At 39.0% G+C, this 20,164-nt stretch carries 19 protein-coding genes; 10 read left to right on the top strand and 9 right to left on the bottom strand.

The annotated features are described in order from the left end of the window. Positions 1-313 precede the first annotated feature (313 nt). The 3 genes from DSM106972_RS17225 (at position 314) to DSM106972_RS17215 (ending at position 3,402) form a co-directional block, all read left to right on the top strand. Positions 314-1,855, top strand: coding sequence for an FAD-dependent oxidoreductase (locus DSM106972_RS17225; RefSeq protein WP_127081835.1), 1,542 nt, complete (start codon positions 314-316; stop codon positions 1,853-1,855). A gap of 90 nt (positions 1,856-1,945) precedes the next feature. After that, entirely contained in the window at positions 1,946-2,650 is a 705-nt protein-coding gene (locus DSM106972_RS17220) for an actin-binding WH2 domain-containing protein (RefSeq protein ID WP_127081834.1), read from the top strand. 44 nt (positions 2,651-2,694) lie between these two features. After that, positions 2,695-3,402, top strand: coding sequence for an actin-binding WH2 domain-containing protein (locus DSM106972_RS17215; protein ID WP_127081833.1), 708 nt, complete (start codon positions 2,695-2,697; stop codon positions 3,400-3,402). 577 nt (positions 3,403-3,979) lie between these two features. Here the strand turns inward: DSM106972_RS17215 and DSM106972_RS17210 are convergent. After that, positions 3,980-4,486 carry a hypothetical protein gene (locus DSM106972_RS17210; RefSeq protein WP_127081832.1) on the bottom strand — a complete coding sequence of 169 codons (507 nt, stop codon included), beginning with the start codon at positions 4,484-4,486 and terminating at the stop codon, positions 3,980-3,982. A gap of 215 nt (positions 4,487-4,701) precedes the next feature. Between DSM106972_RS17210 and DSM106972_RS17205 the strand changes: the two genes are divergently transcribed. Genes DSM106972_RS17205 through DSM106972_RS17195 form a run of 3 tightly spaced genes read left to right on the top strand, consistent with a single transcriptional unit; the run spans position 4,702 to position 6,230 of the window. After that, positions 4,702-5,121 carry a scabin-related ADP-ribosyltransferase gene (locus DSM106972_RS17205; RefSeq protein ID WP_158632836.1) on the top strand — a complete coding sequence of 140 codons (420 nt, stop codon included), beginning with the start codon at positions 4,702-4,704 and terminating at the stop codon, positions 5,119-5,121. A 46-nt stretch (positions 5,122-5,167) separates the two neighbouring features. Further along, the gene (locus DSM106972_RS17200; RefSeq protein WP_127081830.1) at positions 5,168-5,842 is read left to right on the top strand and encodes a hypothetical protein; all 675 of its coding nucleotides are present in this window, start codon (positions 5,168-5,170) and stop codon (positions 5,840-5,842) included. Between the two features lie 52 nt (positions 5,843-5,894). Further along, a complete protein-coding gene (locus tag DSM106972_RS17195; protein WP_233787071.1) occupies positions 5,895-6,230 on the top strand; it encodes a hypothetical protein in 336 nt (111 codons plus the stop codon). A 46-nt stretch (positions 6,231-6,276) separates the two neighbouring features. Here DSM106972_RS17195 and DSM106972_RS17190 read toward each other — a convergent pair whose 3' ends face one another. The 8 genes from DSM106972_RS17190 to DSM106972_RS17155 form a co-directional block, all read right to left on the bottom strand. Next, positions 6,277-6,555 (bottom strand): type II toxin-antitoxin system RelE/ParE family toxin, encoded by a 279-nt coding sequence (locus DSM106972_RS17190; protein WP_127081829.1) that lies wholly within the window; start codon positions 6,553-6,555, stop codon positions 6,277-6,279. Next, positions 6,545-6,817 carry a CopG family ribbon-helix-helix protein gene (locus DSM106972_RS17185; protein WP_127081828.1) on the bottom strand — a complete coding sequence of 91 codons (273 nt, stop codon included), beginning with the start codon at positions 6,815-6,817 and terminating at the stop codon, positions 6,545-6,547. Before DSM106972_RS17185 ends, DSM106972_RS17190 begins: the two co-directional genes overlap by 11 nt. 307 nt (positions 6,818-7,124) lie before the next feature. Beyond that, positions 7,125-8,129 carry a transaldolase gene (locus DSM106972_RS17180; protein ID WP_127081827.1) on the bottom strand — a complete coding sequence of 335 codons (1,005 nt, stop codon included), beginning with the start codon at positions 8,127-8,129 and terminating at the stop codon, positions 7,125-7,127. 359 nt (positions 8,130-8,488) lie between these two features. Continuing rightward, the gene (gene gap, locus DSM106972_RS17175) at positions 8,489-9,514 is read right to left on the bottom strand and encodes a type I glyceraldehyde-3-phosphate dehydrogenase (RefSeq protein ID WP_127081826.1); all 1,026 of its coding nucleotides are present in this window, start codon (positions 9,512-9,514) and stop codon (positions 8,489-8,491) included. A gap of 269 nt (positions 9,515-9,783) precedes the next feature. Continuing rightward, entirely contained in the window at positions 9,784-12,201 is a 2,418-nt protein-coding gene (locus tag DSM106972_RS17170) for a phosphoketolase family protein (RefSeq protein ID WP_127081825.1), read from the bottom strand. Between the two features lie 446 nt (positions 12,202-12,647). Continuing rightward, positions 12,648-13,559, bottom strand: coding sequence for a pentapeptide repeat-containing protein (locus DSM106972_RS17165; protein WP_127081824.1), 912 nt, complete (start codon positions 13,557-13,559; stop codon positions 12,648-12,650). Positions 13,560-13,623: 64 nt separating this feature from the next. Beyond that, positions 13,624-14,244, bottom strand: coding sequence for a ribosome maturation factor RimM (rimM, locus tag DSM106972_RS17160; RefSeq protein ID WP_127081823.1), 621 nt, complete (start codon positions 14,242-14,244; stop codon positions 13,624-13,626). An 81-nt stretch (positions 14,245-14,325) separates the two neighbouring features. Continuing rightward, entirely contained in the window at positions 14,326-15,627 is a 1,302-nt protein-coding gene (locus tag DSM106972_RS17155) for a valine--pyruvate transaminase (protein WP_127081822.1), read from the bottom strand. Between the two features lie 140 nt (positions 15,628-15,767). Between DSM106972_RS17155 and DSM106972_RS17150 the strand changes: the two genes are divergently transcribed. The 4 genes from DSM106972_RS17150 to DSM106972_RS17135 all read left to right on the top strand — a co-directional run bounded on the left by DSM106972_RS17150 (position 15,768) and on the right by DSM106972_RS17135 (position 19,832). Continuing rightward, a complete protein-coding gene (locus DSM106972_RS17150; RefSeq protein WP_127081821.1) occupies positions 15,768-16,877 on the top strand; it encodes an S-(hydroxymethyl)glutathione dehydrogenase/class III alcohol dehydrogenase in 1,110 nt (369 codons plus the stop codon). 249 nt (positions 16,878-17,126) lie between these two features. Next, complete coding sequence (locus DSM106972_RS17145; RefSeq protein ID WP_127081820.1) at positions 17,127-17,597, top strand: DUF4174 domain-containing protein; 471 nt, start codon at positions 17,127-17,129, stop codon at positions 17,595-17,597. 21 nt (positions 17,598-17,618) lie between these two features. Continuing rightward, the gene (locus DSM106972_RS17140) at positions 17,619-18,167 is read left to right on the top strand and encodes a GNAT family N-acetyltransferase (RefSeq protein ID WP_127081819.1); all 549 of its coding nucleotides are present in this window, start codon (positions 17,619-17,621) and stop codon (positions 18,165-18,167) included. A gap of 324 nt (positions 18,168-18,491) precedes the next feature. Next, on the top strand, positions 18,492-19,832 hold the full coding sequence (locus DSM106972_RS17135) for a pentapeptide repeat-containing protein (RefSeq protein ID WP_127081818.1): 1,341 nt from the start codon (positions 18,492-18,494) through the stop codon (positions 19,830-19,832). Positions 19,833-20,164 lie beyond the last annotated feature (332 nt).

The following is a 20,164-nucleotide window of genomic DNA, read 5'->3' as shown; positions in this document are numbered from 1 at the left end:
GTTTATTAAGGCATGTATCGCGGTCATTAATAGGGGTACTCAGTAAATATTGGCTCCGAGAGAATATTTACATATAGTATATCTTTGTCGTTTCTTTATACTAGCTTAAAAGAAACTAAAAATTTAGTCAGTGATTTTACTCACACGTAGGCACCATATTGTAATTGTAGAGACGTGATATATCACATCTGGTTTCGCGTCTGGTTTCACGTTTCTACATTGTTCCCCGCGCGCAAAGACGTGATATATCACATCTCTACAGGTATTAATCCTTGTTACGATTACTAGTACTAGTTGTAATACTTTATTTACCATGTCTCTAACAGAAAAAGTTTTTGCGCGTCTACCAGGTAACGTATGGGGTGGTTTGCAACGTGCTGACGCATTACTTGAAAAATTGCGTGAAGGTAATATTCCTATACCCACAGTAGTTACAGAAAATTCCGAGTGTATTGGTGATATTGAATCGGATGTGGTAATTTGTGGCGGTACACTAGGAATATTGATAGGCGCCGCTTTGGCACTTCGAGGCGCCTCAGTCGTACTATTAGAAAGAGGTATTTTAAAGGGAAGAGAACAAGAGTGGAATATCTCACGCCATGAGTTACAGGTATTTGTAGAGTTAGGACTGCTTACAGAACAAGAATTACAAAAAGCAATAGTTACAGAATATAATCCCGCACGAGTAGCGTTTCACGAGGGTGTCGAAGTTTGGGTCAAAGACGTACTCAATATAGGAGTAGACCCAGTATACCTACTAGAGACACTCAAACAAAAATTTCTAGAGAAAGGCGGTAAGTTATATGAAAATACCCCATTCCAAGAAGCCGTCGTACATCCCGACGGTGTAATTATCAATAAGCAATATAAAACCAGACTTTTGATAGATGCTATGGGACACTTTTCACCCATTGTCCAACAAGCGCGCCAAGGAAAAAAACCCGATGCACTTTGTTTAGTAGTTGGAACATGTGCCCAAGGTTTTCCGGAAAACCGAACCGGCGACTTGTTGTTATCTAACACACCCTTGCACAACCAGTGTCAGTACTTTTGGGAAGCATTCCCAGCTAGAGACGGAAGAACAACATACATGTTCACTTACATGGATGCAAATTTGCGGCGCCTTAATTTAGCAGCACTCTTTGAGGACTATCTCCAATTAATGCCTCAATACCAAGGTGTGGAATTAAAACAGCTTGATATTAAGCGTGCATTATTCGGTTATTTTCCCTCTTATCGTGAAAGTCCTCTGCAAACTCCTTTCCATCGCATCTTACCAGTTGGAGACAGTAGTGGCAGTCAATCGCCGTTAAGTTTTGGTGGTTTCGGGGCAATGGTGCGACATCTACGCAGGTTGACACAAGGTGTAGAAGAAGCACTTGCAAGTGATGAGTTATCAAAGCAAGCTTTATCATTACTTCAACCATATCAACCGAACTTAACAGTTACATGGTTATTTCAGAAAGCCATGAGTGTAGGTATAGAGCAAAAAATAGGCGCCAACCAAATAAATAATTTGTTATCAGCAGTATTTATAGAAATGCAAAAACTAGGAGAACCAATACTCAAACCATTTTTGCAAGATGTAATTGAATTCTCAGGGTTAACGCAAACGCTATTAAAAACAGGTTTACTGCATCCCCTACTAGTAATGAAAATAATACCTCAAGTAGGAATTATGGCATTGCTTGATTGGACAGTGCATTATATCAACCTTGGCATTTACTCAATCTTATATTCATTAAATCAACACATAGAACCGTGGGTAAAAAGATTATCATTACAACAACAATATTATTGGCGCCGTCGCATAGACGCATGGAAATATGGTTCAGGAGGAGATTATTTTGATTGAAAAGTACGCTCGTTGTAAGCACTTTAGTGCTTTCCTATACAAGCACTAAAGTGCTTACAACAAATCTTTATAAAACCCTTTTATAAAAACATGCTTGAAAAAAGAACCACAGGAAACAAAAACTTTACAACCCTAATAACCCTCCTAAGAGAACGACAATCATTCCTAGAAGAAATTCGGCAAGGAACAAAACTACCAAGTAAAATCATCTCATTACTAGTGTGCAGTTCCATATTCCTAGCAATATACGGAGGAATAATAGGCGCCTATCACAGTTGGATGCAAGCAATATCATCAGCAGTTAAATTACCCGCATTATACTTAATCACCCTACTAATATGCTTACCAACACTGTATTTTGCCAACATCATATTTGGTTCCAAACGCTCATTTCCTCAGTACTTTACCTTAGTCCTAACAGCAGTCTCAGTAATCAGCGTCTTATTATTTAGCTTCGCACCAATAACACTCTTCTTCCTAATAACCACCAACAACTACCAATTCTTAATCCTATTAAACGTCATCATTTTTTCTCTAACGGGATTTATTGGTATATCCTCACTACACCAAGCAGCAAAAATAGTATTAGAACAAGACGGAGAAGGAAGCGACGTGCGACGTAAAATCATCCGCTCCTGGTTACTACTATACGCATTCGTAGGAAGCCAACTAGGATGGACATTACGACCATTCTTTGGCACACCCGACTCAGCATTTCAACTCTTTAGAGAACGAGAAGGTAACTTCTACCTAAGCGTACTTCAATCAATCATGTACCTCCTAGGTGTTCGCTAATTATATTCCTAGGGTTTCAACCCTAGGCTACACGTAAAAAAATCATGCTTCAAAAAAAGACAAACAACATCCAACACTTCACAGTACTACTTAGCTTACTAAGAGACCGTCAAAACTTCCTAGAAGAAATCAAACAAAGCATACGTTTACAAAGCAAAGCAACATCATTATTCGTATCCAGTTCCCTATTCTTTGCAATATACGGCGCCATTATCGGTTCATCGCACAGCTTTGCCCAAGCATTATCAGGCGCCATCAAACTACCAGCATTCTACCTACTCACATTAATAATCTGTTTCCCCACCTTATTCTTCTTCAACGTACTGTTTGGTTCCCGCAGCAGCGTTCAACAGCACTTTGTAGTACTAATGACAGCAATCTCAGTAATCAGCGTCTTATTATTCAGCTTCGCACCAGTAACACTATTCTTTTTAATTACCGCTCCCAAAGCATACCAATTTTTCAAACTACTAAACGTCGCCATCTTTGGCATCACAGGCTTCTTCGGCGTCAAATTTCTATACGAAGGGATGCAGCTATTATCAGAGCTAGATGAAGTCGGCAAAAAAACCCGCACCACTATATTAAGGTCATGGTTATTATTATATGGCTTCATTGGAATGCAACTAGGTTGGTTCCTACGACCATTCTTTGGTTCACCAGATACTAAATTTGAGATGTTTAGAGCCGTACAAGGTAACTTCTACCTCGACATAATATCAGCCATATCCGAAATTCTAGGCTACCGCTAACATTTAAGAAGTTGTGGCACAGGCATCCCTGCCTGTGCAGTAATATATTTTTATTTACCACAGAGACTTCTAGGGCACAGAGGTAAGAGAAATGAACCACAAAGACACAAAGGTCACAAAGGAAGAATGAAGAAGAGACCTTACCTTACATCTTGCACCAGCCTAGATAGTTGTAACAATCAAAACTTGTATATTTGTAGATTATTAGCTTTGTTTCTACCCGCATAGGGTTGAAAACCCATATGCTAATAGCTCAAGTCCTCTAAAAGAGGACTAATAAATCATTGTTATTTTAGCTACTATTATATTATTTATACTGCTGTTTTTACGGTTCTATCGTACATAGCGTGCTAAATTTTAATTAATATCTATAAATATGCTTTATTTACAAGGCTTACAGACGCTTATAGTTTTAATTTTAGACAATAATAATATTCTGAAGGTAATAATGACTGTAATCTAACTATAGTAAGGGTTTTAAGCTGATTTTTTCACTAAATTAGCACGCTAAATACGCAAGAGCCGTAATTGCACTGCTTGAAGAATCAGAAAAACTTACTTATGCAACTGCGAACTACTATTCTCCAGCTATCCAACGTACATAAGGACGAAAACCACCTATTCCTTTATATGTAATTTCTGTCTTTAGTGTTTCTTTACTTAAATCTAGGCGAAAGTAAACTTTTCCATTTCGGAACTGGAAGTTATACACGTCAGGTCTTTCCGATTTAGCACTGCCAACACACGATTTATAAGATTGTCGTAATTCTGCTTCGTATTCTACAAATTTATTGCCTGATGCTACAACGCGCGTATTTATTGGAATATCAGCAACAGCAGTATGTTCGGCGCCTCCTTCAAAAGGTAGCATAAAAGTCCAAATTCCTACTGTTTGAGGACAAACTCCTGACTGACGTTTAACATTGATTATAATATTTGGTTTTTCTGGGGATGAATTACTATTAATGCTTGTGATTCGCGCTTCTGCTACGGTTTCACTTTTATTTTTAACACAGCCAGTAAATATAGATAAACTTACTATTGGTAAAATTAAAGTTAAATACTTAAGATTTGTTAAAAACACGTTTCTAGCTCCATTGGTTAATTTACCTTTTGAGTAGCAGGAATTTATATAACTGTTGCTCAAAAACGATTTTTTATGATATATATCCTTGATGACTAATTTGAGTATTAAAAAGTTGCAAGCCTTTTAAATTATCTTGTTAAATGATATTTTGTTGTGTTTATCACAAAGTTGGGTATCTTTATATATGGCAAATTAATGAGAGCAGGTGCAGGTTGGCAAGAATTAGAAATTTTACTTTCCGTGGAGACTCAAGACCTCCTGAAGAAATCTTTAATACAGGTTTTCAACCGTGGAACCCAAGCGGAAACCTAACATTACAACAACATGTAGACTTATTCGATGAAACAACTGGCGCCCCGATAGATATACGAGACAGCCAATGGATATCAACAAGCTATAGTGCAAGTGTAGCTAAAGGGTTTGCAAATCAAAATTTTGAAGGAGGGTATGTTTACAGTTTACGCCCAGAAGTCGGATTAGATGTTAATCTAACTTTGGTTAGAAATTCCCCAGAAAGCGAGTTTGCTGTACTTGGTGGTATACAGTCAAAAAATATTCTTGGTGCAAGGAAAGTAGATGAGTATGATAAGTTCGTAGGAGATTTTATTCTCAATCCTAATTTTGTAAGATAAGAAGTAATATGTAAGTAATAACCTAAACACTAAATAGTCATAAATTATGTTAACTCAACCTTTACAAAGCTTAACATTAGAGCAAGAAACAATAATTAAAAAATATGAAGCAAAATGGTTAAAGTTGATAGCTGCTAATAACGCATTTGATAAAAATGCGGCGGCAGAAGCAATTAACACAGCATATACTATTTTTGAAAAACCAAAACCTACTATAATCTTCTGCGACAGTCAATATCATGCTTTTAAAATTGTTCTTGAGCAAGGTATATGCAATCTAGAATCTGGCGTAGAATACGACTTAATCAATAAACTATGGAATGGCATAAAGAATCAACTTAATCCACAAATAGCACGATTAATTTGTCAAAGCAATGAACCAATTAAACAGATAATTAGTCAATACAAAAGTAACACTATCAATCAAATTAGGAGACAGTTAGATAGTGAAGCTAACGAGCAGCAAAAAAAGATATTAATACGTTCCAATACTTACATTCAACCAGAAATATTGGCAAGTTATGGAAGCCAGTGTGACTTCTGCATATCAGAACTTAGTTGTGAATATGATGACAAAATTTGGCTAGTGTTTCAATCAATACTACAAAATTGTGGTTGGATTATTACTCTAGAAAAATTAGTAAATAGTGAGAATGGTTCTCTGAATAGAGAAAAGATAGTAATTATTTGCGAAAAACCTATAGCAGTATTATCTGATTAAAAAAAATTATCCACGTAGAGACGCGATTTAATCGCGTCTATAAGTATGAATATTGCGATTGTATCGTTACGGTTTGCAGCAAAATGGCATTACTCAGTTCTTTCCTATTTTGCGTCTTCCTGTACCTGTTAACCCGCAACCGCAACCTGTCACCTATACAGATGCTCGAAATATTTTGCAAAACTTGTTGAATGATTTAACTGAGGTCAAAAACACTCTTGAGCCTATTAAAGATAATAAAGTTAAGCTGCCATTGCGGATTGGGTTGACGCGAATGGATTTTAATGCAAATGGAAAATTAGAGCCTAATGAATCTTTTTGGAAGACTTTAAGCTTGTTGACGGGTATACAAGCTACAGAGAAAGCAGCACAAACGGCATCTTCGTGATGAAATTATTCCTCCGAATTGGCGTGAATTTATGTGGGAAGGTTAATCAATCTGAATCGCGGTATTCCTTACCGTGCCAAATTCGTAGTATAAAAATTTCTTCGTCGCTACGTGAATACCTAACTACATAATTTCCTGCAACCAGTTCGCGTACACCTTCAGGTTCTTCTACTCTTACCCCGATATCAGGAAACAGCGCAAGTTTTCCAATCGCTTGTTGCAATCGAAGCGACATTCGCTCTGCGGCTAATGGATTATTAACAGCAATAAATTTCCGTAAGCGAATTAAATCTCGAACGGCACTAGCTGAAAATTTAATCTCCATATTGAGGTGCCTTACTTTCTGCTTCGGTTCCCCAAGTCTTTAACCAGTTCAACACCTCTTCTCCAGAGACAACACGCCCAGCTTCAATATCAGCGATAGCTTCTTCTGTTTCAGACAGCATCTTAGCTCTGAGTTCTTCGCGCTCGATATACTGACGTACTGCTTCATTAATTAACCATCCTTTGGTTCGTTTAAGCCGCACAGCAGTGCTATCCAACTTCTCTTGTAGGTCTTCATCCAGCCGAAAGCTTGTAGTACTCATGTTTAACATTAATAATGCAAATTAATACAATGCATTATTTAAGATAACTCATTATCATCCATCAAGCAACGAAGGCGCCTCAAAAAACTCCAATTTGTTAGTAGGTGTTTCAGGCGCCTTTTATAATCTTGCTTTTACAACTGACTGAAAGCCATTACAAACTTGACTTGATAGAAAAATTAGCTGCTTTAACGCACCTTACCACAGACGCTCTCTGTGCCCTAATAGTCTCTGTGGTAAATATATATCAAGTTTATTTAATGAGAGAGCGCAAGGAACTTGCGCTCCACAAGAGTCAATACAAGAGTTAGGCAGCTTTTTTGGTGGCTGCTCCTAGTTTTGCAAGCTGGTCTGCAAGTAGTGTTTCTAAAGTTTCTAGGGCTTTGGTGAAACCTTTGATACCTTCGTCGAGTTTTTCGGAAGCCATGCGGTCTTCTGCGTGCATTTTGTCGTAGGTTGCTTTGTCAATGGTGATTTTTTCTATTGACATTGCTGCAGCTTTGTCTGCATCTAGTTTGCGGGGTAGTTCGCCAATTGTTGATTGCAGTTCTGATAATAGTTGGGGTGAAATGGTTAACAAATCGCTACCTGCAAGTTCGGTGATTTCGCCAAGGTTACGGAAACTGGCGCCCATAACTTCAGTTTTGTAGCCAAATTTCTTGTAGTAGTTGTAGATGCTGGTGACTGAAACTACACCTGGGTCTTCAGCGGGTGCATAGCTATCGCGTCCGGTTTCTTTTTTGTACCAGTCGAGGATGCGTCCAACGAAGGGAGAAATAAGGGTGATGCCAGCTTCAGCGCAGGCAATTGCTTGGTGGATACCAAATAGTAAGGTGAGGTTACAGTGAATTCCTTCTTTTTCAAGAATTTCTGCCGCGCGAATTCCTTCCCAAGTACTCGCAATTTTAATTAATACTCGTTCTTTGCCAACACCCGCAGCTTCGTACTGAGCAATTAAGTTACGTGCTTTGTTCAGGGTTGCTTCGGTATCGTAAGACAAACGCGCGTCAACTTCGGTGGAAACGCGACCAGGAATAATTTCTAGAATCTTTAAACCGAAAGCAACTGCTAAACGGTCGAAAGCTAAAGATAAAATATCTGCTTCTTTGGCGCCTGCTCCTAAATCTTGTTTTGCTTTTAAGAGAGTTTCGTTGACAATTTCCTGATACTCAGGCATTTGTGCCGCAGCGGTGATAAGAGAGGGGTTGGTGGTTGCATCTCTTGGTGTGAACTTAGCAATGGCGCCTATATCACCTGTATCAGCTACCACTACAGTCATTTTCTTGAGTTGTTCGAGTAAATTACTAGACATAAAATTCCTCTTGAAGTTTGTTTATCAGGACTTATATCAATTGCGTTTTGCGTCGGCAGGAGTACTGTGGTATAAAAGCGCGTGTTTATGTAATAGGCAATTAACAATGCCACTACGCTTGTCCTGAGTTATCCCCCTCAGCCCTATTCTAGGCAGGTCGAATTAGATTTTACAGTGTGTTTTTATGCAGTTTTGTTAAATCATCTTGATCTTTTTAGTGCAAAGTGCTGAGTAATGAGTGCTGAGTAATGAGTGCTGAGTTTTGAGTGATAACTCCTAACTCCTAACTCCTAACTCCTAACTCCTAACTCAAGCACCCGACTCAAGCACCCGACTCAGCACTCAGCACTCAGCACTTTCTACTTAATTCCTTCTTTTTGTGCCATTGATAACATTAGGTCGATGACGCGGTTGGAGTAGCCCCATTCGTTGTCATACCATGACACGACTTTGAAGAAGTTGGAATTTAATTCTATTCCGGCGCCTGCATCGAAGATACTAGAACGCAAATCTCCCTGAAAGTCGGTAGATACTACTTCGTCTCCCGTATATCCCAAAATACCTTTGAGTCCATTTTCTGAAGCGGCTTTCATTGCTTCGCAAATTTCTTTATAGCTAGTAGATTTACTTGTTTTGAAGGTTAAATCTACTACTGATACGTCTGGGGTGGGGACGCGGAATGCCATACCTGTTAATTTACCTTTCAATTCGGGTAATACTAACGCAACAGCTTTGGCTGCACCCGTTGATGAAGGGATAATATTCTGTGCGGCGCCGCGACCTCCTCGCCAATCTTTTTTACTAGGTCCATCTACAGTCGGTTGAGTAGCTGTCATTGCGTGGACTGTCGTCATTAGTCCTTCGGCTAACCCAAAGTTATCGTGAATAACTTTAGCTATAGGCGCCAGACAGTTTGTTGTGCAGCTAGCATTCGATACTACTGTATGCTTCGCTGGGTCAAATAAGTCATGGTTTACACCAACCACGAAAGTTTGAACTCTTTCGGGTTCTTTGGTGGGAGCAGATATTATTACCCGCTTTGCACCTGCTTTAATATGGTTTGCAGCACCTTCGTAGTCGGTGAATAAACCTGTGGCTTCTACGACATAATCGGCGCCTAATTTACCCCAAGGTAGTTCAGCAGGGTTACGAACCGAAACGCATGGTATGAAGTGACCATCGACTACGATACCATCGGGTTTTGCTTCGACTGTACCCTTATACATCCCGTGCGTTGAATCGTATTTTAATAAATATGCCAGGTTATCGGGTGGTACTAGGTCATTAATACCCACAAATTCGATGTTGGGGTTACTAATGCCCGCGCGGAATACCAACCTTCCAATCCGCCCAAATCCGTTAATACCAACTTTCAACTTAGCCAAGCGTTATCCTCCTTTTGCTGCATTTCGCTTTCAGGTTACAAGATTAAGGATGCAGCTAATTTATTTTTAGTTCAGTCTCGGTTAAGTCAGACTGACTTTAATTAATGGTGACAGTAACGCTGGGTTAAACCGATTTTGATGGATTTGTTTTAAGATTTGTTGGGGAATGGGCGATGGATGTAACGGATAATTCGTTACATCCGGGAAGAAAGCACTAAATCCGGGAAGAAAGCACTAAATCCGGGAAGAAAGCACTAAAGTGCTTATTACTAGCTTCCCTCGTGTCCAATGTCAGTTTTGGCGCCTATGTCTTCCCATGTCCAGTCTCTAACTTCGGGCATGTCCTCTCCGTGTTCGGTTATGTAAAGTTTGTGTTCGATGAGTTTGTCTTGCAGCATTTGCTTGATATATGCTGCGTTACTACCTAAGTGAGGTACGCGGTTGATAACGTCTATTGCTAAATGGAAGCGGTCTAAGTCGTTTAACACTACCATGTCGAATGGTGTTGTTGTAGTTCCTTCTTCTTTGTAACCACGAACGTGTAAGTTATTGTGGTTGGTGCGACGGTAGGTTAGACGGTGAATTAACCAGGGATAGCCGTGATATGCAAAGATAATTGGTTTGTTGGTGGTAAATATTGAGTCAAAGTCTTTGTCAGATAGTCCATGTGGGTGTTCGCTAGCTGGTTGAAGTTTCATTAAGTCAACTATATTTACTACCCGCACTTTTAATTCTGGTATTTCCCGACGCAATATGTCTACTGCTGCTAATGTTTCTAATGTTGGCACATCTCCCGCACATGCCATTACAACATCAGGTTCGCTACCTTTATCGTTACTTGCCCATTCCCAAATTCCAATTCCTTTGGTGCAATGTTTAATTGCTGCCTCCATATCTAGGTATTGTAAGGCGGGTTGTTTACCTGCCACAATCACATTTATATAATGGCGCGAACGTAAGCAGTGGTCTGTAACTGATAATAAAGTGTTGGCATCTGGTGGTAGATATACGCGAATTACTTCGGGTTTTTTGTTAACTACATGGTCGATAAAACCTGGGTCTTGGTGCGAAAACCCGTTATGGTCTTGGCGCCATACGTGTGAGGTGAGAAGATAATTGAGTGAAGGTACTGGTCGGCGCCAGGGAATATCTAAAGTTGTTTTTAACCACTTCGCATGTTGGTTAAACATGGAGTCAATAATATGGATAAACGCTTCGTAACAAGAGAAAAACCCGTGACGACCTGTAAGCAAATATCCTTCTAACCATCCCTGACAAGTATGCTCACTCAAGATTTCCATAACACGACCATCTGGAGAAAGATGTTCGTCTTCAGGGATACGGGGAGCGTTCCAAGTTCTATCAGTAACCTCAAATACTGCGTCTAGACGATTTGATTGCGTTTCGTCGGGACCAAATACTCTAAAATTACGGCTTTCTTGATTCAATTTCATGATATCTCTGAGGAATTTACCAGTTACTTTGGTAGCCTCAGCAACAACTGAACCAGGTTTTGGAACATCAACTGCGTAGTCATCAAATTCAGGCATTCGCAACGCGCGCATCAAGACACCACCATTAGCATGTGGGTTATCACCCATGCGTCGCTGTCCTGTTGGCGCCAGTTGTGCAAGTTCGGGAATAAATTTACCGTTCTCGTCGAAGAGTTCTTCTGGTTTATAACTCTTCATCCACTGTTCGAGAAGCTGAATATGTTCGGGTTTGCTTTTTAATTCACCAAATGGTACTTGGTGCGAACGCCAAAAATCTTCTGTTTTCTTACCGTCAACTTCTTTTGGTCCCGTCCATCCCTTGGGACTTCGCAGAATAATCATTGGATATTGAGGACGCTTGGTAAACCCATGTACGCGCGCTTCTCTTTGAATACCTTTAATTTCTTCCACCACAGTTTCTAAAGTCGCAGCCATTTGTTGGTGCATTAGTACTGGGTCAGAACCTTCGACAAAGTAAGGTTTATACCCATAACCAATAAACAAACTTTCTAATTCGTTATGTTCAAGACGCGCTAATACTGTTGGGTTAGCAATTTTGTACCCGTTGAGATGCAGTATAGGTAATACGGCGCCATCGTTTACAGGGTTAAGAAACTTATTCGAGTGCCAACTAGCTGCAAGTGGGCCAGTTTCAGCTTCACCATCACCAACAACACAGGCAACTAATAAATCAGGATTATCAAATGCGGCGCCGTAAGCATGAGATAATGCATAACCAAGTTCCCCACCTTCGTGTATTGAACCAGGAGTTTCTGGCGCCACATGACTAGGAATACCACCAGGAAACGAAAACTGCTTAAATAAACGTTTCATTCCTTCAGTATCTTGGGAAATATTTGGATAATACTCGCTATAAGTACCTTCCAAATAAGTATTCGCCACTAACCCAGGTCCACCATGTCCTGGCCCAGCTATATAAATAGCGCTTTGGTCGTATTTTTTGATGATTCTATTTAGATGAACATAAATGAAATTCAAACCAGGAGTAGTGCCCCAATGCCCTAAAAGCCTTGGTTTAACATGTTCAATTGTTAAAGGTTCTTTAAGAAGCGGATTATCTAAAAGATATATTTGTCCTACAGAAAGATAATTAGCCGCGCGCCAATAAGCGTTAATTAAATGTAGTTCTTCGTCAGTTAAAGGCTTCTGTTCGGTCGAAATTGCTAAAGTCATGATTACACCTGGTAGCAAACCGATTGGGACTAATATGTTCTGACTTACAAGTACAATCATTCTATTACTTGTAATTCTTACTAAAAACCAATTATAAGCAAGAATAATTATAGTTGCTAGCCTCTACCAACACTAGCAAAGCATTCAATAACAAAACTCATACTTAATTATGATTTCACACGAGTATAAGTTTATAAATAATAATTGAACCTATCTATAAGAATTTACTTATCTATATATCTTAATAAATATATCTTTAGACAGAGGTTACAGAAACCGGGTTTCTCAATGTAACGAATCAACATGAAAAAACAATACCCACAATGTATAATATACAACCAGTTAAAACGAATAAAATAAATTGGTAGTTATGAATAATAATTTATATATAACAGATAGTTATAACATAAGTATAAAATATGCTATTTTGTACGAGAATTGGGAAATTAGTAGATTAATGTCCCTTTGCTGAGATTACTATCAATTCCTAAAGCTGTTTTTAAATTAACTTCTTTAAAAATAGTTCTGTGAAATGAGGCGCCTGTTAAATTAGCTCCTGTTAAATCAACATTGATAAATACAGCTTTATCTAGACAAGCTCCTGCTAAGTTAGCTCCTGAAAGATTAACGTCTTTGAAAATCGCATGTTCTAAATTTGCTCCTTGTAAATGGGCGCCTTTAAAATTAGTTTGATTAAATACTGCCCTCCGAAAATAAACTCCTTCTAGCAAAGCATTTTCAAAGTTAGTTTGCCAAAAACTTGTTTTCTTCAGTAATGACTTTTTCAAATTTGCCGAGCGTAAATTGGCACGGTTAAGGTTAACTTGCAAAAAGTATGTATCGGTTAAATCAGTTTCACTTAGGTCTGCACACCAAAGGTTTGTTTCTTGAAATATTGCTCTTGCCAAATCTGCTCTTCTTAAAACTGTCCCAGTTAGTATAGATTTCCAGAAAATTGTTTCTGAAAGTGTTGCTGCCGTTAAATTAGCACGAACGAATCTTGCAGTTTGAAGGTCTGCATTTTGAAGACAAGCACCGAGTAAATTCGCTTGGTTGAGATTAGCTTTAAATAAAACTGCATTTTCTAAATTTGCCTGTAATAAACAAGCTCGACTCAAAGAAGCTTGTTCAAGATTTGCTTTGCTGAGGTTCGCACAATTAAGGTTAGCACGACTGAGATTAGCGCCACTAAGATTGGCGCCACTAAGATTGGCGCCACTAAGGTACACTCCACTAAGATTCGCAGCTTCTAATTGCGCGTAACTCAGGTCTATTTGAGTTGAAAATCCCTCTTCCTTGTACCGATTCCAGATATTTGTACCTTGTAATAATAAGGATATGTGCTTTTGATTTGCCATCTAGAAACTGCTAGTAAATTCTATTCATTTGTATCTTACAATACTTGAAACAAATATTTTATGATTAGTCATTAAGTTCTAACAATCCTTCTGGAGGTGTAATTTCCGCACGTTTATTTTCTATATCTACAACAGGAACTATCTCTTTAACAAAAGGGATTAAAACAGTTTTTTTTGTATCTTTTGCTTTATTGTCGAGTTCAACTTCTAACAAATCGTTTCCAGCGGCAATAAGATTAGTAACGGTACCAACAAATTCGCCTGACATAAAAACTTGTAATCCAACCAAATCCAAAATATGATATTCATCTTCACCTAATTCGGGACGGTCGTCTTCTGTGACTAATAACTTGCAACCGCGCATTTCTTCGGCTTGATTACGATTTTCTACACCTTCTAATTCAATGACATATAAATTTTTACCTTCTAAATATCGTCCTGATAGTAATTCAATAGGTTCTGGCACTATAGTACCAGGACGTAATAACCAACGGGCGCCAGGTATTTCAAAGCGTTCAGGAAAATCGGTATCAGGATATACGCGCATTTCTCCGTCTAGTCCTTGAGCAGCGACAATAGTGCCTATTTCTAGCCAACCATCAGGAATATAATTTTCCAGTGAAGGAAGAGGAGATGATTTATTTTGATTTTCTTGTTTTCCTTGTCTCTTTTTCGGCTTCTCCATATTTCTTTACTTTGCGTCCTTTGCGGTTCGTTGATATAACATGTTGGGTTACGCTTAAGCGAAGCCAGCCTACGTTCACTATTAAACACTGACAGCGGCGCCACTATAAACTTTTGTAGCAACTTCAGCCAAACGTTCCATAGCTGTAGCTATTTCTTCATCGCTACCAGTTAAACTAATGCGTAAACACTCTTGTTTGTGTTTCCACTCCGAACGTAAACCAGGGAAAAAGCTGCTACCAGGAACGGCAATTACACCAACTTGCTTCAATTGCTGGTAAAATTCCCAATCAGTTATCGGTAAATCTTTCAACCATAACCAAGCAAAAATGGCGCCTTCACCACGGTGCAAGAACCAAGGTAATGAGTCTGGCATTGCAGCATCCAAAGCAGTTTCCAACACTGTAAACTTATTTTGATAGAAAGAACGAATTACAGTTTCTGAAATCTCAACTAAGGCACCAGAATTAATAGCACGTGCAGCAATCGCTTGTCCATAGCGTGAAGCGTGAATACAAGCATTCGTTTGAAAACATTCTAATACTTCTATTACTTCTGCGTCACCAATAGCAATACCAAGACGTTCTCCAGGCAGTCCAGCTTTTGACAAACTCATACAGTGGATGACATTACCCCCAAACAAAGGTGTCATTTCGGTAAAATTCAATGCTGGGAATGGGGGAGCATATGCAGAATCTACCATAACTGGGACATTATATGGCGCCGCTAGTGCTGCGATTTTACTAACTTCTTCATCGGTAAGTACATTACCTGTGGGGTTACAGGGACGTGAGAAAATAACACAACCTGTATTTTCGTCGATTGAAAGTTGGCTAAAGTCAGGACGGTATTTAAATCTATGTGCTGATGCGTCTATATCTAATGTTGGTTTGTAGGCTATTAATGATTCTGGAGTTAGTGCGACACCACCATAACCTGTGTAGTCAGGACTGAGAGGAAGAACAATGTGTTTTAAATCCCCCCCTTCTCTCCCTTGATCAGCTACGGTGTAACCACCAAATGCGTTTGCTGCGTAGAAATATAGAGATTGACTACCGGGAGTTATTAAAATATTACGGTCGCTGAGGTTTAGGTTGTAGCGTTTATTAAAGTCGTTGACAACAGCTTCGATAAATGGAGCGTAACCTTGACTAGAACCATAGCGACAAACAACTTCGCCATATTCGGAGCTTGCGAGTAAATCTGCTGTACAATCACGCCATAATTTCTCAACTTCTGGCAATATTAACGGATTTCCAGCACTTAAGTTAATAAATTGCTGTCCTGCACCCGCGCGCAATGTTTCGATAATATCCTTCATAATAGCTCGAACGCCTGTAAGATTGGACATTTGGGCGCCGATTTTGGTAAGTGCAGGAGTCATAAGCTGCGAAAGGTTAGAATAATTGATAGATTGAATAATTCTATATAAATGTAACGATAGATGGACGTGATTAGCAAACGATTTTAGAGAATATTAAACTCAGTAAAAGTCCAAAACGCAACAATAGGGGACATCAAGATATGAAAGTTAAAGCAGCGGTAGCACAAGAAGCAGGTAAGGCGCTAATTATTGAAACTGTTGATTTAGAAGGTCCTCATCTGGGTGAAGTTTTAGTTGAAATCAAAGCTAGTGGGGTTTGCCATACCGATGCGTACACTCTCTCTGGTAAAGACCCCGAAGGATTATTCCCCGCTATTTTAGGACATGAAGGCGCCGGGGTTGTCGTTGAAGTTGGCAAAGATGTTAAAAGTGTCAAACCTGGAGACCATGTAATTCCCTTATATACTCCTGAATGTCGTCAGTGTGAATATTGCCTCAGTCAGAAAACTAATTTATGTCAAGCTATTCGAGTTACTCAAGGTCAGGGTTTGATGCCAGATGGTACAAGTCGCTTTTCTCTTGATGGCAAAAAAATACACCATTATATGGGTACTTCTACGTTTTCTAATTACACAGTGTTACCAGAAATAGCAGTAGCTAAAATTCGTGAAGATGCTCCTTTTGACAAGGTTTGCTATATTGGTTGTGGTGTTACTACTGGTATTGGAGCGGTAATAAATACTGCCAAAGTAGAACCCGGCGCCAATGTGGTTGTATTTGGTTTAGGAGGTATAGGTTTAAATGTCATTCAAGCCGCGCGTATGGTTGGCGCCAATATGATAATTGGGGTAGATATTAACCCTAGTAAAAAGTCCCTTGCTGAAAAATTTGGGATGACGCACTTTGTTAACCCCCAGGAAATTGATAGCGATATTGTTCCATACTTAGTGAATTTAACTAAAGGTGGCGCCGATTATACCTTCGAGTGTATCGGTAATGTTAATGTTATGCGTCAAGCGTTAGAGTGCTGTCATAAAGGTTGGGGAGTTAGTGTAATTATTGGTGTTGCTGCTGCTGGTCAAGAAATTAGCACTCGTCCGTTTCAACTCGTTACAGGTCGAGTCTGGAAAGGAAGTGCGTTTGGTGGCGCCAGAGGTCGTACTGATGTACCAAAAATTGTTGATTGGTATATGGACGGCAAAATAAATATAGACGATTTAATTACTCACGTTATGCCAATTGAGAAAATAAACGATGCATTTGACTTAATGCACAAAGGTGAATCTATTCGCAGCGTAGTCACCTTTTAATATAAAGTCGGTTGGTGTACGCTCGCGCGTAACCCAACGTCTATACAGTTAGGCGCCAATATTAAAAATGTTACAAATTAATATGAAGTGTAAATATTGCTACTAAAATTTTAATTATTTATGTATTATTCTCCTCCGGAGACACTCCGTGAACGCAAAAAAAGCGCTATTTTATCGGATGAATATTATAATTGGTGTAATATTTATACATTGTTATCACAGGCAAGATGCCTGTGCTACAAGATTATTATGAATAAACTTACTATCATTGCCTCAATCATATCGTTAAGCTTGGCGCCACTAGTTCAAGAAAATCTATCCCAGGCATCCGTCCAAATGTCCGAATTTAATTTAACATCACATAAATGGAAGAACCGTATCTTGCTAGTATTCGCACCAACTGCTCAAAATGTAAACTACCAGCGACAGGTACAGTTATTCCAACAGCAGCAACAAGGTTTAAATGAGAGGGATTTACTTTTAGTTACAGTTTTAGATAAAGGCACAAGCTATATTAATCAACAACCCATAGATATAGCATCTGCGGCAAAATTACGTCAAAAGTTCAATATAAATGATAATGATTTTCGTGTAATCTTAGTCGGCAAGGATGGTGGTGCAAAACGTCAAGACTCTAAAGTCGTTCAAGCTAAGACTATTTTTCGTGAAATAGACGCAATGCCAATGCGACAACAGGAGATGCAACGAAAACGCGAATGATAATAATTATTGGGTGACTACATGTTTGACACCTTTCCTCAACTTGAAACAGAAAACTTAATATTAAGACAAATTAAGTCATCTGATGCCGGAGCAATATTTGGCTTTTTTTCAGACCCAGAAGTTTTGCGGTACCATGATGCAGAACCGTTTAAAAATATTGAGCGTGCAACCCGCTTAATAAATACTTGGGAAGACCGTTTTTTAACTAGACAAGGTATTCGCTGGGGTATAGCGAAGAAAAACGAAAACATTATTATTGGTACCTGTGGTTATCGTCTCTGGGGTAAACCGATGTTTTGCGCTGAGTTAGGATACGAGCTTTCAAAACCAGAATGGCGCCAAGGTATAATGACAGAAGCACTTTTAAGTATAATTCGATTTGCGTTTGAACGGATGGAGTTAAACCGTATTGAAGCTACTGTAATGCTCGATAATACAGCTTCGATAAATTTGCTCTCAAAACTGGGTTTTACAGAAGAGGGTATTTTAAGAGACTTTGGTTACTGGAAGTTTGAATTTCATGATTTGAAGCTATTCTCGCTTCTAAGAAGAGATTTAATAAAATGAGGTAAAAATTCATACTGCTGGTAGTGCAAGAATACTGGCAAATTAGAAACCAGGTTTCTTGGGATTTAGCTTGAAAAATCAGTTTTGAAGAACTATAATACCAAAACTACATACTTAAATTAGTATGAAAGTAATTCTCATCAGGTGTCGCTACGGAATTTGTCTAAGGGGGAATTTTGAACAAGCGGAGTGTTTAAGCACCTAGATTTCAGTAGCGACATTGGTATAAAAACCTAAAAGATATTGAAATTTGAAGATAAATGCTATACTCTTGTTCCGAATTGCCTACGTAAAAATTCTGTGTTTTGAGGAATACGGACGCCTATGTCTGCAAGTAAGACAGACGTTTTAAAAAATAAGTTAACAGCGCTTGCGGTAGTCTTCACTGCTGCACCGATGTTGTTTTTCCTGGTTTTTTCGGCAAATCGACACCTGTCAGAACGCCAAAAAATCGAATCAATGAACCAAGCATTTACAGCTTCTGCAACCTATTTTTTGGGGTTAGCGGTGTTTGTCAATGCTTATTATGTATCTAAGCGTGGGGAAGCGGAGCAAAGAAATGCAATAGCTGCTGAGAAAAGTAACCAACTTAACGTTAGTAATGCTCAATTAGCACAAGAACGTTTAGTTGCAGACCGTTTTATGACAGCGATTACGCAGCTTGGGCACGATAGCGTTGCTACACGTACAGGCGCCATTTATGCTTTAGAGGGGGTTGCCAACGAATGTTCTAAGTCGTATTGGACGATTATGGAGATTTTGACGGCATTTGTACGCGAAAATGCGCCTATCAATTACCAACTTGAAGATGAAAGTCATGAATCACTTCGTGTACGTACTGATATTCAAGCTGCTTTGAATGTAATTGCCAGACGTGACGCACAGAAAGACCGCGAAAACTGTAAACTCGACCTTCGCAATACGGATATTCGACGTGCGGACTTGCGTAAAGCGAATTTACAGCACCTTGACTTGCGTGGTTCCTATTTGTGTCATGCCGATTTGCGAGGTGCCGATTTAGCTTTGGCAGACCTTGACAATTGTAACTTTGTTGGTTCCGTTTTGTTTGAAGCGAACCTGCACAAAGCCAATTTACGTGCAGCCAACTTGCAAACGGCAAATTTAAATCGGGCTTGGATTTGCGGCGCCAATTTGCAAGCTGCGAACTTAGAGCGGGCATCTTTACGGGGAGCAAATTTATCGGGTGCGAATTTATATAAAGCGAATTTGCAGTTTGCCAACTTGAAGGTTGCGAACTTGTCGAGGGCAAAATTATTTTTAGCGAATTTACAGGGTGCAAAGCTTGGCAAAGCTAATTTACATAATACTGGATTGATTGGCGCCAATTTGTACGGGGCAAATTTAAATGGTGCCAATTTGAAGGAAGCGAACCTAAATGCGGCGAAATTGCAGTCTTGCGAAGCTTATTTTGCAAACTTTACTGCTGCTAGCTTGCAAGAAACCAACTTGTGCGGAGCAAATTTAATGGGTAGCAACTTTCAAAGAGCCATTCTCCATGAAACTAACCTTTGCGGTGCAAACCTGATGGGAGTAGATTTATCTGGCACAAACGTTAATAATGTCAGATGGGATGGAGCAAATTTAAGCGGCGCCAAAAATGTGGAATTTGAACCACACAAGGCTTATGTTGCTGTAGCCGAGTAAAACGCGCGCTGTTTTAGCACAGGGTATCTACCAACCCTTATAAAAGTGCAATCTTAAATTGAATTTATAATTACATTTAAATAAAATTTGGCAAACTTATTCATATAAATAGTACTGAAATCAGTGATAAAAAATCAAATATATTAGCTAAAAGATACATAGAATACTTTTAAATATAAAATATTCAACTACGTAATTGCACGTACACACTTAATATAGAAACTTCTTAGAATATTTATAGTAATACTTTTTAACCGATTTATATATAGGTAAATTACCCTATGTTTTATGTGAATATTCCTACCAGCGCTGCAAAAGTGAATTTGTCATGG

This window comes from Dulcicalothrix desertica PCC 7102 (assembly GCF_003991905.1).
Lineage (GTDB): Bacteria > Cyanobacteriota > Cyanobacteriia > Cyanobacteriales > Nostocaceae > Dulcicalothrix > Dulcicalothrix desertica.
The sequence above is the reverse complement of the archived record's forward strand: the minus strand, read 5'-3'. Positions and strand labels throughout refer to the sequence as shown.

Excerpts from the sequence above, each read along its gene's own strand:
- DSM106972_RS17225 (WP_127081835.1), top strand. The coding sequence starts at position 314 with ATGTCTCTAACAGAAAAAGTTTTTGCGCGTCTACCAGGTAACGTATGG.
- DSM106972_RS17220 (WP_127081834.1), top strand. The coding sequence starts at position 1,946 with ATGCTTGAAAAAAGAACCACAGGAAACAAAAACTTTACAACCCTAATA.
- DSM106972_RS17215 (WP_127081833.1), top strand. The coding sequence starts at position 2,695 with ATGCTTCAAAAAAAGACAAACAACATCCAACACTTCACAGTACTACTT.
- DSM106972_RS17200 (WP_127081830.1), top strand. The coding sequence starts at position 5,168 with ATGTTAACTCAACCTTTACAAAGCTTAACATTAGAGCAAGAAACAATA.
- DSM106972_RS17190 (WP_127081829.1), bottom strand. The coding sequence starts at position 6,555 with ATGGAGATTAAATTTTCAGCTAGTGCCGTTCGAGATTTAATTCGCTTA.
- DSM106972_RS17185 (WP_127081828.1), bottom strand. The coding sequence starts at position 6,817 with ATGAGTACTACAAGCTTTCGGCTGGATGAAGACCTACAAGAGAAGTTG.
- DSM106972_RS17180 (WP_127081827.1), bottom strand. The coding sequence starts at position 8,129 with ATGTCTAGTAATTTACTCGAACAACTCAAGAAAATGACTGTAGTGGTA.
- DSM106972_RS17170 (WP_127081825.1), bottom strand. The coding sequence starts at position 12,201 with ATGACTTTAGCAATTTCGACCGAACAGAAGCCTTTAACTGACGAAGAA.
- DSM106972_RS17165 (WP_127081824.1), bottom strand. The coding sequence starts at position 13,559 with ATGGCAAATCAAAAGCACATATCCTTATTATTACAAGGTACAAATATC.
- rimM (WP_127081823.1), bottom strand. The coding sequence starts at position 14,244 with ATGGAGAAGCCGAAAAAGAGACAAGGAAAACAAGAAAATCAAAATAAA.
- DSM106972_RS17155 (WP_127081822.1), bottom strand. The coding sequence starts at position 15,627 with ATGACTCCTGCACTTACCAAAATCGGCGCCCAAATGTCCAATCTTACA.
- DSM106972_RS17150 (WP_127081821.1), top strand. The coding sequence starts at position 15,768 with ATGAAAGTTAAAGCAGCGGTAGCACAAGAAGCAGGTAAGGCGCTAATT.
- DSM106972_RS17145 (WP_127081820.1), top strand. The coding sequence starts at position 17,127 with ATGAATAAACTTACTATCATTGCCTCAATCATATCGTTAAGCTTGGCG.
- DSM106972_RS17140 (WP_127081819.1), top strand. The coding sequence starts at position 17,619 with ATGTTTGACACCTTTCCTCAACTTGAAACAGAAAACTTAATATTAAGA.
- DSM106972_RS17135 (WP_127081818.1), top strand. The coding sequence starts at position 18,492 with ATGTCTGCAAGTAAGACAGACGTTTTAAAAAATAAGTTAACAGCGCTT.